The 15591-nt window shown below is 60.8% G+C and carries 15 protein-coding genes; 11 read left to right on the top strand and 4 right to left on the bottom strand.

What is annotated here, in order from left to right; all coding sequences use genetic code 11:
- Positions 1–91 precede the first annotated feature (91 nt).
- The 10 genes from GKKCFE_RS21495 to GKKCFE_RS21540 all read left to right on the top strand — a co-directional run bounded on the left by GKKCFE_RS21495 (position 92) and on the right by GKKCFE_RS21540 (position 7098).
- On the top strand, positions 92–1066 hold the full coding sequence (locus tag GKKCFE_RS21495) for a KpsF/GutQ family sugar-phosphate isomerase (RefSeq protein WP_047228663.1): 975 nt from the start codon (positions 92–94) through the stop codon (positions 1064–1066).
- Positions 1067–1591 carry a KdsC family phosphatase gene (locus GKKCFE_RS21500; RefSeq protein ID WP_047228664.1) on the top strand — a complete coding sequence of 175 codons (525 nt, stop codon included), beginning with the start codon at positions 1067–1069 and terminating at the stop codon, positions 1589–1591.
- A 7-nt stretch (positions 1592–1598) separates the two neighbouring features.
- Positions 1599–2171: an LPS export ABC transporter periplasmic protein LptC gene (gene lptC, locus GKKCFE_RS21505; RefSeq protein WP_047228665.1), complete on the top strand. Its 573-nt coding sequence runs from the start codon at positions 1599–1601 to the stop codon at positions 2169–2171.
- Positions 2158–2706 (top strand): lipopolysaccharide transport periplasmic protein LptA, encoded by a 549-nt coding sequence (gene lptA, locus GKKCFE_RS21510; RefSeq protein ID WP_047228666.1) that lies wholly within the window; start codon positions 2158–2160, stop codon positions 2704–2706. Before lptC ends, lptA begins: the two co-directional genes overlap by 14 nt.
- On the top strand, positions 2706–3431 hold the full coding sequence (gene lptB / locus GKKCFE_RS21515) for an LPS export ABC transporter ATP-binding protein (RefSeq protein WP_047228667.1): 726 nt from the start codon (positions 2706–2708) through the stop codon (positions 3429–3431). The genes lptA and lptB overlap by 1 nt, the downstream gene beginning before the upstream one ends.
- A 163-nt stretch (positions 3432–3594) precedes the next feature.
- Positions 3595–5088 (top strand): RNA polymerase factor sigma-54, encoded by a 1494-nt coding sequence (locus tag GKKCFE_RS21520; protein WP_047228668.1) that lies wholly within the window; start codon positions 3595–3597, stop codon positions 5086–5088.
- A 76-nt stretch (positions 5089–5164) separates the two neighbouring features.
- On the top strand, positions 5165–5473 hold the full coding sequence (gene hpf, locus GKKCFE_RS21525; RefSeq protein ID WP_047228669.1) for a ribosome hibernation-promoting factor, HPF/YfiA family: 309 nt from the start codon (positions 5165–5167) through the stop codon (positions 5471–5473).
- A 12-nt stretch (positions 5474–5485) separates the two neighbouring features.
- The gene (ptsN, locus tag GKKCFE_RS21530; protein ID WP_047228670.1) at positions 5486–5950 is read left to right on the top strand and encodes a PTS IIA-like nitrogen regulatory protein PtsN; all 465 of its coding nucleotides are present in this window, start codon (positions 5486–5488) and stop codon (positions 5948–5950) included.
- A gap of 2 nt (positions 5951–5952) precedes the next feature.
- On the top strand, positions 5953–6810 hold the full coding sequence (gene rapZ, locus GKKCFE_RS21535) for an RNase adapter RapZ (RefSeq protein ID WP_047228671.1): 858 nt from the start codon (positions 5953–5955) through the stop codon (positions 6808–6810).
- A 15-nt stretch (positions 6811–6825) separates the two neighbouring features.
- Complete coding sequence (locus tag GKKCFE_RS21540; RefSeq protein WP_047228672.1) at positions 6826–7098, top strand: HPr family phosphocarrier protein; 273 nt, start codon at positions 6826–6828, stop codon at positions 7096–7098.
- Positions 7099–7191: 93 nt separating this feature from the next.
- On the opposite strand, the gene pmbA is transcribed toward GKKCFE_RS21540, so the two are convergent.
- Entirely contained in the window at positions 7192–8538 is a 1347-nt protein-coding gene (gene pmbA / locus GKKCFE_RS21545) for a metalloprotease PmbA (RefSeq protein WP_445577064.1), read from the bottom strand.
- Between the two features lie 153 nt (positions 8539–8691).
- Between pmbA and yjgA the strand changes: the two genes are divergently transcribed.
- On the top strand, positions 8692–9216 hold the full coding sequence (gene yjgA / locus GKKCFE_RS21550; protein WP_003197830.1) for a ribosome biogenesis factor YjgA: 525 nt from the start codon (positions 8692–8694) through the stop codon (positions 9214–9216).
- A 45-nt stretch (positions 9217–9261) separates the two neighbouring features.
- On the opposite strand, the gene tldD is transcribed toward yjgA, so the two are convergent.
- The 3 genes from tldD to GKKCFE_RS21565 form a co-directional block, all read right to left on the bottom strand.
- A complete protein-coding gene (gene tldD, locus GKKCFE_RS21555; RefSeq protein ID WP_047228674.1) occupies positions 9262–10704 on the bottom strand; it encodes a metalloprotease TldD in 1443 nt (480 codons plus the stop codon).
- Between the two features lie 5 nt (positions 10705–10709).
- Positions 10710–11573: a carbon-nitrogen hydrolase family protein gene (locus tag GKKCFE_RS21560; protein WP_417693193.1), complete on the bottom strand. Its 864-nt coding sequence runs from the start codon at positions 11571–11573 to the stop codon at positions 10710–10712.
- 160 nt (positions 11574–11733) lie between these two features.
- Positions 11734–15537 carry a YhdP family protein gene (locus GKKCFE_RS21565; protein ID WP_445577065.1) on the bottom strand — a complete coding sequence of 1268 codons (3804 nt, stop codon included), beginning with the start codon at positions 15535–15537 and terminating at the stop codon, positions 11734–11736.
- Between the last annotated feature and the right edge of the window lie 54 nt (positions 15538–15591).

Below are 15591 nucleotides of genomic sequence, written 5' to 3' on the forward strand. Positions count from 1 at the left end.
TCGCTCGAACAAAGCATGACGAACTAACGTGAGGGAATTGTTCATTGCCGCTATAATCGCCGCCTTTTCATCGAGCCATGCGATCTCTGACATGAACCAAACCAGCGACCTGATTCAATCGGCACAACGTACCATCCGCCTCGAGCTCGAAGCCGTACAAGGCTTGCTGCCCCATATCGACGCTGATTTCGTACGTGCCTGCGAGATGATTCTGGCCAGCAAGGGTCGGGTGGTCGTGGTCGGCATGGGAAAATCCGGACACATCGGCAACAAGATCGCCGCCACCCTGGCCAGCACCGGCACTCCGGCATTTTTTGTCCATCCGGCCGAAGCCAGCCACGGTGACATGGGCATGATCACCCGGGAAGACATCATCCTGGCCCTGTCCAACTCTGGTTCGACCAATGAGATCATCACCCTGCTGCCGCTGATCAAGCGCCTGGGGATCCAACTGATCAGTGTCACTGGCAATCCGGATTCGCCCCTGGCCAAAGCCGCCGAGGTCAATCTCAATGTTCATGTCGAGCACGAAGCCTGCCCGTTGAACCTGGCGCCGACCTCTTCTACCACCGCCACCCTGGTCATGGGTGATGCCCTGGCCGTGGCGTTGCTGGAAGCCAGGGGGTTTACCGCTGAAGACTTCGCGTTCTCCCACCCCGGCGGCGCCCTGGGCCGTCGCCTGCTGTTGAAAGTGGAAAACGTGATGCACGCAGGTCAGGAGCTGCCACAGGTGCCACGCGGCACGCTGCTCAAGGATGCACTCATGGAAATGACCCGCAAGGGTCTGGGCATGACGGTCATTCTCGAAACTGACGGCAAACTCGCCGGGATCTTCACCGACGGCGACCTGCGTCGCACCCTGGACCACTCGATCGACATTCACAGTGCGACCATCGAGCAGGTCATGACCCCCCACGGCAAAACGGCCCGCGCCGAGATGCTCGCCGCCGAGGCCTTGAAAATCATGGAAGACCATAAGATCAGCGCCCTGGTGGTGGTCGACGACGAAGACCGCCCGGTGGGCGCCCTGAACATGCACGACTTGCTGCGTGCGGGAGTCATGTAAATGAACACAGACCTGCTGCAACGTGGCAAAGCGATCAAACTGGCCGTGTTCGACGTGGACGGCGTCCTGACCGACGGCCGCCTTTATTTCCTCGAAGACGGCAGCGAATTCAAGACCTTCAACACCCTCGACGGCCAAGGCATCAAGATGCTGATGGCCGCTGGCGTGCAGACCGCCATCATCAGTGGCCGCAAGACCCCGGTGGTCGAGCGGCGCGCGAAGAACCTCGGCATCCCCCACCTTTATCAGGGACGTGAAGATAAACTGGTGGTGCTGGACGAGCTTCTGGGGCAACTCAACCTAAGCTATGAACAGGTCGCCTACCTCGGTGACGACCTGCCGGACCTGCCGGTGATTCGTCGGGTCGGCCTGGGCATGGCGGTGGCAAACGCGGCCGGCTTCGTGCGCGAGCACGCCCACGGCATCACCACGGCGCGAGGCGGCGAAGGGGCCGCCCGTGAATTCTGTGAACTGATCCTTCGCGCCCAAGGCCGCCTCGAGGCGGCCAACGCCGCGTATCTGTGAGTCATTTATGCTAAGCAAGAAAATTCGCACCATCGTGGTGTTCGGCTGCATCGCAGCGATTTTCGCGGCGGTCGGGTATTGGAACATCAGCCCGGAACGCTTCCTCGACCGCCCTGCGGTCAAGGTCCAGGAAAATGATATCGACTGGTATGCGACCAACACGCATACCCTGCAATACCTGCCCGATGGCAAAGTGCAGTATGAAATGACGTCCGACAAAGTCGACCACGTCAAGGCCAGCGAAATCACACTGGTCACCAAGCCAGACCTGAACATGTTCAGGGGCACCGAGTTTCCGTGGCACGTGCAGAGCGAACGCGCCGAGGTCAATCCCGACGGCACCGAAGTGGAACTGATTGATTCGGTACGCATCGCCCGGACCGATGAGAAGAACCGTACGACCATCATTACCAGCAGTCGTATGACAGTCTTCCCGCAGCGAGAATATGCGCAGACCGAGCAACCCGTTAGAATCGACGGCGCCGGTGGTGTGTCGACCGGCACGGGAATGAAAGCGTATTTGAAGGAAAGCAGGATACACCTGCTATCGAACGTAAGAGGACAGTATGAAGCTCGCTAAAACCCTCCCTATTTTGCTCAGTCTGGGCGCAGCACTGGGAAGCGCGAGCGCCTGGGCCCTCCCCACCGACCGCGACCAGCCTATCCGCATCCAGGCCGACGACGCCCAACTGGACGACAAGAACGGTGTAGCCACCTATAAAGGTGACGTGATCATCACCCAGGGTTCGATGAAGGTCACCGGCAACACCGTGACCATCACCCGCACCCAGTCCGGCGACATCGACGTCGTCACCTCGGTGGGCAACCTGGCCTACTTCGAGCAGATGCAAACCGCGGGCGACACCAAGCCGGTTCAAGGCTACGGGGTAACCATTCAGTACCACGCCGCCAAAGACCGCGTGGTGCTGATCGATCGCGCCAAGGTCATCGACAAGGACGGCAACACCACCCAGGGCGAGAAAATCGTCTACGACACGAACAAAAAGCTGGCCAGCGCCGGTCGCGCCACTGGCAGCAAGGTCACCGAGCAGCGTCCACGGATCGACATGGTCATCCAGCCGAAAAAGAAAACCGACGAGCAGAAGGCCCAGTAATGGCAACTCTGAAAGCTCAGCACCTGGCCAAGAGCTACAAGAGCCGCCAAGTCGTGCGTGATGTCAGCCTGTCCATCGACAGCGGCCAGATCGTCGGCCTGCTCGGCCCCAACGGCGCGGGCAAGACCACCTGCTTCTACATGATCGTCGGCCTGGTTCAGGCCGATCAAGGCCGCGTCCTGATCGACGACCTGGACGTCAGCCACCAGCCGATGCATGGCCGGGCGAAGGCCGGTATCGGCTATCTGCCGCAAGAAGCGTCGATCTTCCGCAAACTGTCGGTTGCCGACAACATCATGGCGATCCTCGAGACCCGCAAGGAACTCGACAAAGCCGGTCGCCGCCAGGAACTGGAAAGCCTGCTGCAGGAATTCCACATCAGCCACATCCGCGACAACCTGGGCATGAGCCTGTCCGGTGGCGAACGGCGCCGCGTGGAAATCGCTCGCGCCCTGGCCACCGCACCGAAATTCATCCTGCTGGACGAACCATTCGCTGGCGTGGATCCGATTTCGGTCGGCGACATCAAGCAGATCATCCACCATCTCAAGGCCAAGGGCATCGGCGTATTGATCACCGACCACAACGTTCGCGAGACGCTGGATATCTGTGAAACCGCCTATATCGTCAATGATGGCCAGTTGATTGCCGAAGGCGACTCCGCGACCATCCTGGCCAATGAACTGGTCAAGGAAGTGTATTTGGGCCATGAGTTCCGCCTGTAAGCGAAAAGTGTCTGGTCAATCACCTCGGCGTCGCTAATTTTATTACGTGACGCCCTAGGCAAACACTTCAGTTTCAGGCATATAATTTGCTTAAGTTTGGCGCTTCGGCGCCCTGTAGTGGATGGCGCATGTGCGCCGGCGAATAAGGTGTTAAGCCCCAGCCATGAAACCATCGCTAGTCTTGAGAATGGGCCAGCAGCTGACGATGACACCGCAGCTGCAACAGGCCATCCGCCTGCTCCAATTGTCGACCCTGGACCTGCAACAGGAAATCCAGGAGGCCCTGGAGTCCAATCCGATGCTCGAACGCCAGGAAGAAGGCGACGACTTCGACAACACCGATCCGCTGGCCGATAACGTCGAGCAAAAGACCAACACCGAAATCCCGGAACCGTCCTATCAGGAAACCGCCCCGACGGTGGATAACCTTGAGGATGGCGAATGGAATGAACGCATCCCCAACGATCTGCCCGTGGATACTGCCTGGGAAGACGTCTACCAGACCAGCGCCAGCAGCCTGCCCAGCAGCGATGACGACGAGTGGGACTTCACTACCCGCACCTCCACCGGCGAAAGCCTGCAGAGCCACTTGCTGTGGCAACTGAACCTGGCGCCGATGTCCGATACCGATCGTCTGATTGCCGTGACGCTGATCGACTGCATCAACAATCAGGGCTACCTGGACGAGACGCTTGAAGAAATCCTCGAGGCCTTTGACCCCGAGCTGGACATTGAGCTGGACGAAATCGAAGCCGTCCTGCACCGCATCCAGCAGTTCGAACCCGCCGGCATCGGTGCTCGCAACCTGGGCGAGTGTCTGCTGTTGCAACTGCGTCAGTTACCCGCCAAGACGCCTTGGCTGGCCGAAGCCAAGCGACTGGTCACCGATTACATCGACTTGCTGGGCGGTCGCGACTACAGCCAGTTGATGCGTCGCATGAAGCTCAAGGAAGATGAACTGCGCCAGGTGATCGAGCTGGTCCAGAGCCTCAACCCGCGCCCAGGTTCACAGATCGAGTCCACCGAACCCGAATACGTGGTTCCCGACGTGATCGTGCGCAAGCACAACGACCGCTGGCTGGTGGAACTGAACCAGGAATCGGTGCCCAAGCTGCGGGTGAACGCCCAGTACGCCGGTTTCGTAAAGCGCGCGGACACCAGCGCCGACAACACCTTCATGCGCAACCAGTTGCAGGAAGCGCGCTGGTTCATCAAGAGCCTGCAAAGCCGCAACGAAACCCTGATGAAAGTAGCCACCCAGATCGTCGAGCATCAGCGCGGCTTCCTGGAGTACGGCGACGAAGCCATGAAGCCGTTGGTCCTGCACGACATTGCCGAGGCAGTGGGCATGCACGAGTCGACGATTTCGCGGGTGACCACCCAGAAATTCATGCATACCCCCCGGGGCATATATGAACTGAAATACTTTTTCTCCAGCCACGTCAGCACCTCCGAAGGCGGTGAATGCTCGTCCACAGCCATCCGCGCGATCATCAAAAAACTGGTGGCCGCGGAAAATCAGAAAAAGCCGTTGAGTGACAGCAAGATCGCTGGTTTACTGGAGGCACAAGGCATTCAGGTGGCCCGCCGTACCGTCGCCAAATACCGTGAATCCCTCGGGATCGCACCTTCGAGCGAACGCAAGCGGTTGATGTAACAGGCCACGCCACAGCGTTCCAGTGGCAGGCATTTCTGCCTGCCGCTTTATGCACTGGCAACGAAGGAGAAGCTGTATGCAAGTCAACATCAGTGGACACCAACTGGAAGTGACCGAACCTCTTCGCGAATACATCGGCGAAAAACTCGAACGATTGGAGAGGCATTTCGACAAGATCACCAACGTGCAAGTCACGATGAACGTCGAGAAGCTGCTGCAGAAAATCGAAGCCACGTTGCATATCCCCGGCGGAGAAGTGGTTGCCAATGCTGCGCATGAAGACATGTATGCCGCGATTGACCTGCTGACCGACAAGCTGGATCGCCAACTCAAAAAGCATAAGGAAAAGACCCAGAGCCTCCTCCAGGGCGCGACCGGTCGTTAACCCCCCTAATCCATGATCCGACTAGAATCCATCCTGACCCCCGGCCGTTCCCAGGTGAACGTGCCGGGTGGCAGTAAAAAGAAAGCCCTCGAACAAATTGCCAACCTGATCCACCGAGAGGTACCGGATCTGGAAATGCAGGATGTCTTCGAGGCCCTGTTTGCCCGTGAAAAACTGGGCTCCACCGGCTTTGGCAACGGTATCGCCATTCCCCATTGCCGCCTCAAGGCCTGTACAGCGCCGATCAGTGCGCTGCTGCACCTTGAAGCACCCATAGATTTCGACGCCATCGACGGCGCACCGGTCGACCTGCTGTTTGTACTGCTGGTACCGGAAGCGGCGACCGATGCGCACCTTGAGCTGCTGCGCCAGATCGCCAGCATGCTGGACCGCAAGGAAGTGCGCGAGAAATTGCGCAGCGCGCCGAGCAACGAAGCCTTGTATCAGGTTGTCCTGGACGAGCAGAACGGTCATTAAACATGCGCATGATCATTGTCAGCGGACGCTCCGGCTCCGGTAAAAGCACGGCGCTTAACGTGCTTGAGGACAGCGGCTACTACTGCATCGACAACCTGCCGGCCGGCCTGCTGCCGGAACTGGCCGAGCGCGCCCTGATCCATACCGAACTGGCGCAACCGCTGGTGGCGGTCTCCATCGATGCACGTAATCTGCCGAGCCACCTGTCGCGGTTCCCGGAGCTGCTCGCGGAAGTGCGCAATCGGCACATCCAGTGCGATGTGCTGTATCTGGATGCCGATGAGGAGACGCTGCTCAAGCGTTTCTCCGAAACCCGTCGGCGTCATCCCCTGAGCAACGCAAGCCGCTCCCTGGCCGAAGCCATTCATGACGAGAGCCAGTTGCTGGGGCCGATCGCCGACCTGGCGGACCTGAAGGTCAATACCACCCACCTGAACCTGTATCAACTGCGCGACACCATCAAGTTGCGTCTGCTGAACCAGCCGGAGCCAGGCACGGCATTTCTGGTGGAGTCGTTCGGTTTCAAGCGCGGAATGCCGGTAGACGCCGACCTGGTGTTCGATGTGCGCTGCCTGCCCAATCCTTATTGGAAACCGGAGCTGCGCGAACAATCGGGGCTCGACCAGCCGGTGATCGACTACCTGGCCGCCCAGCCGGATGTCGAGGAAATGTACCAGGACATCTCCAGCTACCTGCTCAAATGGCTGCCGCGCTTTGCCGCAAGCAACCGCGCCTACGTCACGATTGCCATTGGCTGTACCGGTGGCCATCACCGCTCCGTCTACCTGACCGAACGATTGGGTCAGCTCCTGCAACAGTCCCTGAAGAACGTCCAGGTTCGCCACCGCGACCTCAGCTAAAGGATTCACATCGCGATGCCCGCTCTGGAAATTGAAATCATCAACAAGCTGGGCTTGCATGCCCGCGCGTCAGCCAAGTTCGTCGGTGTGGCAGGTCAGTTTCCTTGCGAGATACTCGTGGGCCGTGACCCCGAGAAAATGATCAATGGCAAAAGCATCATGGCCATGATGATGCTGGCAGCCGGCCAAGGCACCAAAATCCATCTGCGAACCGAAGGTGAACAGGAGCAGGAGGCGCTGGATGCGTTGGTGGGGCTGATCAACAACTACTTCGATGAAGGCGAATAGCCTTAAGCTCTGAAGCAGCCACAGGGGTTTGCGAACACACAAAAAAGGCGCGTCATCCACTTGGATGACGCGCCTTTTTTACTGCGCTGAAGGTCAGCTACCCGCCACCGTCATTCGCTCGATCAACACCGAGCCGGTGCGGATGTTGCTGCGCAGTTCCAGGTCGTTACCCACCGCCAGGATCTGCTTGAACATATCGCGCATGTTACCGGCGATGGTGACTTCCTGGACGGCAAACTGAATCTCGCCGTTCTCGACCCAGAACCCCGCCGCGCCGCGAGAATAGTCCCCGGTGACCATGTTCAGGCCATGCCCCATCAGTTCCGTCACCAGCAGGCCACGGCCCATGCGACGCAGCAAGGCTGCCTGGTCCTCTTCGCCATGGGTCACGAACAGGTTATGTACGCCACCGGCATTGGCGGTGCTGGGCATGCCAAGCTTGCGACCTGAATAGGTGCCGAGAATGTAGGAAACCAGTTCGCCATTCTCCACGAATGGCTTGGCGTAGGTGGCCAGGCCATCGCCGTCGAAGGCGGAGCTGCCCATGGCCTGCATCAGGTGCGGACGCTCATCGATGGTCATCCACTCCGGGAACAGTTTCTGGCCGAGTGCCCCTTCGAGAAACGATGATTTGCGATACAAATTGCCGCCGGAGACCGCCGACAAAAAGCTGCCAAACAACCCGCCGGCCAGTTCGGCGGCAAACAGCACCGGCACTTCACAGGTCGGCACCGGCCGCGCACCCAAGCGGCTGGCCGCCCGCTGCGCGGCTTTGCGGCCAATACTCACCGGGTCTGCCAGAAGATTGCCCTGACGGTTCACGTCATACCAGTAGTCGCGCTGCATCTGGCCGTTGGCTTCGGCGATCATGACGCAACTGAGGCTGTGCCGGGTCGACGCATAACCACCGATAAAACCGTGGCTGTTACCGTATACACGGCAGCCCTGATGGGTATTGAGGGTCGTGCCGTCGGCGTTTTTGATTCGCGGGTCGGCGTCGAAAGCCGCCGCTTCACAGCGCAACGCCTGCTCGATGGCTTGTTCCGGGGTGATGTCCCAGGCGTGGAACAGGTCGAAGTCTCGCAGTTCCTTGCACATCAGCGCAGCATCGGCCAGGCCCGAAGCTTCGTCCTCGGAGGTGTGCTGGGCGATCGCCAGCGCAGCGGCAACGGTTTCACGAATGGCGTCAGGACCACTGGCCGACGTGCTGGCCGAGCCCTTGCGCTGGCCGGCGTACAATGTGATGCCAAACCCCTGGTCGCGATTGAATTCGACGGTCTCCACCTCGCGCTGGCGTACCGATGTCGACAAACCTTGTTCCAGAGAGACCGCCACCTCACACGCACTGGCGCCCTGTCGCTTGGCTTCGGCAAGGATCTGCTCGACTTGTTCCTGCAGTGCCGGCAATGCTTGCGGGCCGACGCTCTGAACTGCACTCATGGTGTATCTCCACTCAAATTCTGCTTTCGGTCAGGGTTTGTACGAATAGTGCCTTCGCGACTTTGCGTACAAACCTGAGGCCTTCGAGCGACCGGGCCGGACAAGCGGCCCCCGACTGGTTATCATGGCGGCGTTTCTTTGCGGACTGCCACCATGGTTGATTCTTACGACGACTCCCTCTACGAGGGTGAAAAAAGCAAATCCCAGGTCAAACGCGAGCTGCATGCTCTGGTTGACCTCGGCGAGCGCCTGACAACACTCAAGCCTGACTTGCTGGCCAAACTGCCTCTGACCGACGCCTTGCGCCGAGCCCTGGCCGATGCGCCCAAGCACACCGCGAATATCGCGCGTAAACGGCACCTGCAATTCATCGGCAAACTGATGCGCGACCAGGACACTGACGCCATCCTGGTTCTGCTCGATCAACTCGATGCCTCTACCCGGCAGTACAACGAACGCTTCCATAACCTGGAGCGCTGGCGCGATCGCCTGATCGCAGGCGATGACGGCGTACTGGAAAAATTCGTCATCGACTACCCGGAGGCTGACCGTCAGCAACTGCGCTCCCTGATCCGTCAGGCCCAGCACGAGTTGGCGCAAAACAAGCCACCGGCCTCGAGCCGTAAAATCTTCAAATACATTCGTGAGCTGGACGAAACTCAACGCGGCCTGCGCTGAGTAACGACCGTGGGTGGAGGCCTCGCACTCCACCCAGCGCTCCCGTCATGCGCCCGTGCCACCCACGGTAATCGCATCAATCTTCAGGGTCGGCTGACCGACACCCACCGGTACTGACTGCCCATCCTTGCCGCACGTCCCCACGCCGCTGTCCAGCGCCAGATCGTTACCGACCATCGACACCTTGCTCATCGCCTCCGGCCCGTTGCCGATCAGGGTCGCGCCCTTGACCGGCGCAGTGATCTTGCCGTCTTCGATCAGGTAAGCCTCACTGGTGGAAAACACGAATTTGCCGCTGGTGATATCCACCTGGCCGCCGCCGAGGTTGGCGCAGTAAATACCCTTTTTCACCGAAGCGATGATTTCCGCCGGATCGCTCTGACCGCCCAGCATGTAGGTGTTGGTCATGCGCGGCATCGGCAGATGCGCGTAAGACTCGCGGCGACCATTGCCGGTACGGGCCACGCCCATCAGGCGGGCGTTGAGCTTGTCTTGCATATAGCCCTTGAGCACGCCGTTCTCGATCAGGGTGGTGCATTCGGTCGGGGTGCCTTCATCGTCGACACTCAGGGAGCCGCGACGTCCGGCCAGGGTGCCATCATCGACGATGGTGCAGAGTTTCGAAGCGACCATTTCGCCCATGCGGCCGCTGTAGGCCGAACTGCCTTTACGGTTGAAGTCGCCTTCCAGACCGTGCCCCACCGCTTCGTGCAGCAGCACACCGGACCAGCCAGAACCCAGCACCACCGGCAATGTGCCGGCCGGCGCCGGGATCGCTTCAAGGTTGACCAGGGCCTGGCGCAGCGCTTCGCGGGCGTAACCCATGGCGCGATCTTCGCTGAGGAAATAACGGTAATCGGTGCGTCCGCCGCCACCATGGCCGCCGCGCTCGCGACGACCGTTCTGCTCGACGATCACACTGACATTGAAACGCACCAGCGGCCGGACGTCCGCCGCCAGACCGCCGTCGGTGGACGCCACCAGGATTCGCTCCCAGACCCCGGCCATGCTCACCGATACTTGCTGGATGCGTGGATCAAGGGCGCGAGTGGCGACGTCGATGCGCTTGAGCAGCTCGACCTTTTCGGCGCGGCTCATGACTTCCAGCGGGTTGTCCGGCGCATACAACTGCGTCACGTCCTGGCTGCTGAAGGCCTGTACCTTGCCGTTCTGCCCGGCCCGGGAAATCGAACGAGCGGCACGGGCTGCGGCGCCCAGTGCTTCAAGGGTGATGGCGTTACTGTAGGCAAAGCCGGTTTTTTCCCCGGACTGGGCACGCACACCCACGCCCTGGTCAAGGTTGAAACTGCCCTCCTTGACGATACCGTCTTCCAGCGACCAGGACTCGGAGATCATCCCTTGGAAATACAGGTCGGCTGCATCGATGCCCGGGCCGGCCAGGTCGCCCAGCACCCCTTGCAGGCTTTCGAGGGTGACGCCACCGGGGGCTAAAAGGTGTTCACTGACTGAGGATAACAACCCGCTCATATGTTCTACGCCTTGAATTCGTCGTCTTGGACAGGCCGCTGTCGAGCGCCCTGCGAGAAAAAGCGCCGATGGCTAGCCACCGGCATACGCGCCCGGATGGACGCCTGTTCGCTGCTGTCGCGCTCGGCCAGCAAAACGGCCTCGCCTTGATCCTGTTGCGCCAGCACACGGCCCCACGGATCGACTATCGCTGCATGGCCAAAGGTTTCCCGTGGCCCTGGATGCAGCCCACCCTGAGCGGCTGCCAGCACATAACACTGGGTCTCGATAGCCCGGGCGCGAATCAACACCTCCCAATGGGCAGCGCCAGTCACTGCGGTAAACGCCGAAGGCGCGGTGATCAATTCAGCCCCGGCGGCGCGCAGCTCGCTATAGAGTTCCGGGAAACGCAAGTCATAACAAACCGTCAGACCAACCCGTCCTACAGGTGTATCGGCCACTACCACGTTGTAGCCATAAGCATAGTCATCAGACTCGCGATAACGACCGCGATTGTCTGCCACGTCCACATCGAACAGGTGCAGCTTGTCGTAGCGCGCGACAATCTGGCCCTGATCGTCGATCAGCAACGAACAGGCATGCACCCTGGCGTCCGGTTGGTCCATCGGCGGCAACGGCAACGTGCCGGCCACAATCCATAACTTGAGGTCACGGGCGGTCTGTTTCAACCAGGGCAGGATCGGTCCCTGACCAAAGGCCTCGGCACGACCGATGTCCGCCACATCCCGCCGGCCCATGGCCGCGAAGTTTTCAGGCAGCACCGCCAGCCTTGCGCCGCCAGCGGCAGCCTGTTCCAGCAGCACACGAGCGCGGGCCAGATTGGCGAGCACATCGCTTTGACTGACCATCTGAATCACTGCCACTGGCATGGTGCTTCCCTCTTTTTTATCCTCGCCCGAGGCGGCTGTGGGAGCAAAGCTTGCTCGCGATGAGGCAGGTACATCCAACATATAGGCTGGCTGATACACCGCAATCGCGAGCAAGCTTTGCTCCCACAGGCTCGCTCCCACAAGGGGATGTCATTGCCTGTCAGAACGGCTTGTCGAAGGTAATCTTCGGCTCTTTCCACGGCCCCTTGACGTCGTATCTTACGCTGGCAAAGCGCGCCACACGGTCGCCAATCAGTTTGTCGATCAGAAACAGCGCCCCACCCACCGCTGGCGCGCCGACAATCAGCGCTGCAATCGGCAGGTTGTTGGTCACCGGCAGCGTCACCTGCAACTTGGCGTCGACCCGATCGGCCACCATGTCCAGTGTGCCATTGAGCTCCAGGTTGCTCGACGGTCCCGTCAGGGTGATGGGTTCACGGGTCACGTAGACACCGTTGCTCGCCACCAGCAGCCCCTTGACCCGATCGTAGCTCAAGCCTTTGCCAAACAGGTCAGAGAAGTCCAGGCGCAATCGGCGGCCGATGGAGTTGAAGTTCAGCAAGCCAAATACCCGCAGCGCCTGGGCGCCGCCTTCCAACTCGACGAACTGGCCCTTGCTCAGCGACGCATCCAGACTCCCGGAGAAGCGCTTCGTGGCGACCCACGCTGGCGAGCCAGGCCAGCGACCATCGACGTCCAGGCGGAATTTCTCGCTGGTCACGCTCGGCGCATAGCCCCAGCCCTTGAGCACATCGGCCAGATTCTTGCCACCGATGCGGCCTTTGTACCAACTGCTGGTGGAGCCGGGGACGCCTTCCCAGCCACCATTGCCGCTCAAGACCATGCCCTTGAGGCCCATATCCAGGTTGTTCAAGGCAATGCCCTTGCCTGTCGGACGCACCTTCAACGACCAGGCACCAATGAGGTCGGGCCCCTGGAACAACTGGTCAATGACAATATCCATGGCCGGAATGTTGCGAGGATCGACCGAAGCCAGCGGGTCCGGCGCGTTTTCGTCGGTCTGGACCGTCGGGTCGGCGGCCGGCAGGCGAATGTAGTCAAGCTTGATACCGATCGGTGCGGCCTTCGCGTCCGGCAGACTGGCGGTGCCCTTGGCCTGCTCGCTGGCAAGTCGCAAAGCCCAGGCGTCAGGCTTGCGGTCCAGTTGCACCGAAGCCCGGTCCAGGGTCGTGCCCATGGCGGTGAGCTTGCCGATGTTCAGATCGACGCTGCTAAGCAGTTGTTTGGCGCTACCGCCCGGATCCTGCCCCGCATACTTGCCCACCAGCTCCTGCCACGGACTCACATCCAGCTGCGACAGCGTCCCGCGCAGGCGCAGGCCCTTGCCTCCCGGCAGAATCGCATCACCGTTACCGAGCAAGAGTTCACCGCGACCGTCTGCAACCTGTCCGTTCGGCGCCGCGTAGGTGAAGCTGGCCAGGTCGCCATAATCCACCCAGTAACGGCGCTCCGCGCCTTGCAAGGTCATGCGAAACACCGTGTCACGCCCGGCATCGGGCGCCAACCCGAAGGGCGCGGGCAGATCCACGGCCACGCCCTTGAGACTGGAACTGACCGACAGTTGGCTGTCGGCACCGTCGAGGATCACCTGCAACTGATACGGCACCACGCCAGTCACCGGCAATGGTTGTGTAACCTTCAGCCAGTCAGTGAGTTTCTTGACCTCCACCTGTCCGGAGGCGGCCACCCGCGTAGTCAGTTCACCGGCACGGCCTTCGGCAAAAATCTGCGCGGTCACGGGCCGGTCGAACGCTCGGGCCGCGATATTCTTGCCGCTCAGTCCTTTGTTGCTGTCGAAGCGGAAATCGCCCTTGAGCTGCGTCAGCTCCAGCACCGGCTCGCTGAGCTTGAGCCGGGCCTTGTCGGTCTTGAAGTCCACCAGAATCTTCGGTTGCTCGCCTTTCGCCAAAGGAATATCCAGCTTCACACTGCCCAGCAGGTCGCCCTCGCCTTCCCAGCCGGCGAACGTCTGCGCCGTACCGATCGGCGCCGTCTGCAGGATCTTCAAGCCGTCACCCAAGCCTCCGGCGAACTCGCCGTCCAACAGCAGATGGGAATTCTGGCCGCTGGGCACATGGGGGATGTTCACCGAAACATTCCTGACCTGGGTGTCCAGCAACTGCCCCTGGCTGGCAAAGATACGCACGCCGCTGTCTTCGACGAAAACATCACCGCTGACCTTGCTCACCGAAGGCCAACCCGGCTGGAAGGCCAGCTCGGCATCATGCACCTTGAAAAACAGGCTGATGCTGCGAGCCGCGTCTTCGGCACCGTGGTTCAGCGAACCTTGATACTGGAAAAAACCCTGATCCACCGCGCCCTTGACGATTGCCGTGCGCAGCCACTCATCCAGCGCAGGGCTCAGGACAGCAGGCAGATACTTGGCGGTATAGCGACCGTCGCCATCCACCAGGCCGACCCGCAGGTCCATGTAGTCTTCCTGGCTATGGTCGAAATGCAGGCGAATCAGGAAGTCACCGGCAATCCGGCCCTCCTCCCCCAGTACCTTCAGGTACGGCGCAATCAGCGTGAAACCCTGCTTGTCCAGTTTCCAGGTAAGCCGGGCGTTAGCCTGCAAGTATTGCCAAGGTTTGGCGAAGATCGGGTCCAGGTGCAGGGAAAAATCTTTGCTGTCCATGCGCAGCTCACCGCCGCCCAGGTCGCCGCTCAGGCTCCCGGACACGTTGCGCGCCGCCGGGGCACCGCGATAGGCATCAAAACCTACGGTGTCCAGGTTGGTGGCGAAGCTGACTTTCTGATCACCGCTGTTCTGCGGGCGGTAGTCCACCAGCACGTTGCGCAGGCCGCCCGTGAACTTGAGCCGGTCGATTGCCGTGGCAACGCCTTCGGGCAACGGCGCCAGGGCATGGAGCAACGGCGTCAGCGGCGTGAGGTCGAGGCGATCAGCCTGCACGTGCCAGAGTTCTTCGGTTTTTTCGGTGGCGTTGGTCTGTTGCAACTGCAGGCGCGATTCCCAACGGGTTTCGCCCAGGCTCATTGCCAGGGAATCGAAGGTTGCGCTGAATCCCTGGTCGCTGCGCTGGAAATACCCGTTGAGCGCCAGGTTATGGATCTGCACCGGCTTGCGCTCGGCATAGGCGCCCTGAATGTCCGGCGCGTTCAGTCGAATGGCCGCGCTTTGCACGGTGCCCGCGCCCCAGCTCAGCCAGAACTCTGCGCCAGCCTTGATCCGGGAAAAATGCCATTGTCGGGTCAGGCGTTCCGGCAGCCATTTGGACCAATCGCTTTGCGGCAGACTCAGGTAGACATCAGCCTGGCCGTTCTTCCAGTCGCTGGCACGGATACGGGTGCGCAGGTTGATCGCGACGGGTTGGCCGTCAGGCAGGGTCAGTCGGGCATCCAGACGCTGACGGGCAACACCAGTGCGCAGGCTCAGGCCAACATAGGTCAGGGTCAACGGCGGTTGTTCCAGCGGCTGCAAGGTCACCTGGCTGTCGAGCACCGACAGCTTCGAGATCATCTGCATGCGTTCGAGCAGTTGCTGGGGATCCAGGGGCTGATCATCCTGCACTGGCAGCCCCTCCAGGGCCCACTTGCCGTCGGCGCCTTCCTTGAGGCTGATCTTCAGGCCGCTGAGTTCCAGGTGAGCAATGCGCACCTGACGCGCCACCAGGCTGCCCCACAAGTCCGGCACGGCCCGCACCTGATCCAGATGCAAGGCATTGGCGCCCTCGCCGACCATCACGTCGTGGGCCAGCAGGATGGGGGCCAGGGCACTCCAGCTACCGTCCAGGCTGCCGATATGCACGGGGATGCCCAACGCTTCGCTGGCGCGGGTCTGGACCTCGGCGCGGTATTCGGCCACCAGCGGAGCCAGTTCTCGCCCGAGGCTGACATACAGTGCCACCAGCACCAACAGCAGCGCGCACAGGCCCAGGCCCCAACGGGTCAGCGCGGCCAAAATGCGTGTCAGACGCTCCATGTCAGCGGGCTCCCCTGGCAAAAGTATTCAAATCCGCGGGGCTGCCGCTCATGA

This window comes from Pseudomonas sp. E141 (assembly GCF_052659885.1).